At 40.7% G+C, this 588-nt stretch carries 2 rRNA genes; both read right to left on the bottom strand.

Annotated elements, in window-relative coordinates:
* Positions 1-333: 333 nt before the first annotated feature.
* Positions 334-447, bottom strand: a 5S ribosomal RNA gene (rrf, locus tag CKO50_RS14305).
* 40 nt (positions 448-487) lie between these two features.
* Positions 488-588, bottom strand: a 5S ribosomal RNA gene (gene rrf / locus CKO50_RS14300); the annotation flags it as partial.

Here is a 588-nt window from a genome sequence, read left to right as displayed (position 1 = left end):
GCAAAATCATTATCACATCGATGGATATTAGATTTTGATATTAGATCATAAATTTAATCAATTTGGTATAATATCTCAAAATTCTATATCCCAAGCAGCAAAAAACCCGCTACATTTCTGCAACGGGTTTTGATATACATGGGTATTCTATACTATTTTTGAGCCAAAACTTTNCGGTGGGTAAACCGCCTACCATATTGCACTGTGCTTATAATACTATGGTGGGAGCGAGTCTATAGTAGGAGCGAGTTTACCTCGCGAGATTTTCTAATTTTCGACACCTCAAACAGCAAAAAACCCGTCGCATTGCTGCAACGGGTTTTTCTAATAAGGCCCTGACGATGTTCTACTTTCACATGGGAAGCCCACACTATCATCGACGCTGTTTTGTTTCACTTCTGAGTTCGGCATGGGGTCAGGTGGGTCCAAAACGCTATGGTCATCAGGAAAATACTGTTTTTTAGTTTTTATTCTTATAAAAATTTGGCCCTGGCGATGTTCTACTTTCACATGGGTGATCCACACTATCATCGACGCTGTTTTGTTTCACTTCTGAGTTCGGCATGGGGTCAGGTGGGTCCAAAACGC

Source organism: Pseudoalteromonas sp. HM-SA03, from assembly GCF_002289345.1.
In the GTDB taxonomy this organism is placed as follows: Bacteria; Pseudomonadota; Gammaproteobacteria; order Enterobacterales; family Alteromonadaceae; genus Pseudoalteromonas.
Note: the sequence above shows the minus strand (reverse complement) of the source record. Positions and strands in the feature narration are given on the sequence as shown.